Annotated in this window: 2 pseudogenes; both read right to left on the reverse strand. The window is 67.2% G+C overall.

The features are described 5' to 3' along the window. Positions 1-20: 20 nt before the first annotated feature. Positions 21-140, reverse strand: a pseudogene (locus tag ACQG3P_RS21900) (chemotaxis protein CheW); the annotation flags it as partial. Continuing rightward, a pseudogene (locus ACQG3P_RS21905) lies at positions 140-244 on the reverse strand (response regulator); the annotation flags it as partial. The pseudogenes ACQG3P_RS21900 and ACQG3P_RS21905, both read right to left, overlap by 1 nt.

The following is a 244-nucleotide window of genomic DNA, read 5'->3' on the forward strand; positions in this document are numbered from 1 at the left end:
TCCGAGACCAGGTGGCGCTAGCCAACCCGGTAGCCGACGCCGCGACACAGGTCCTGGGCGAACTGCCGCTCGGGCAGCTGCACCGCATGGGCCAGGCTGCGCCGTTCGGAGGCTTCAAGGATGTCGAAGGGAGAACGCATCAGGACACCAGCAGTTCATTGATCTGCGCGATCCGGTCTTCTTCGCGCGGTGGCTTGACCACATAGGCGGCCGCGCCCTGGCGCAGCCCCCAGGCCTTGTCGGT

The organism is Stenotrophomonas sp. SrG, assembly GCF_050031795.1.
GTDB lineage: Bacteria > Pseudomonadota > Gammaproteobacteria > Xanthomonadales > Xanthomonadaceae > Stenotrophomonas > Stenotrophomonas rhizophila_A.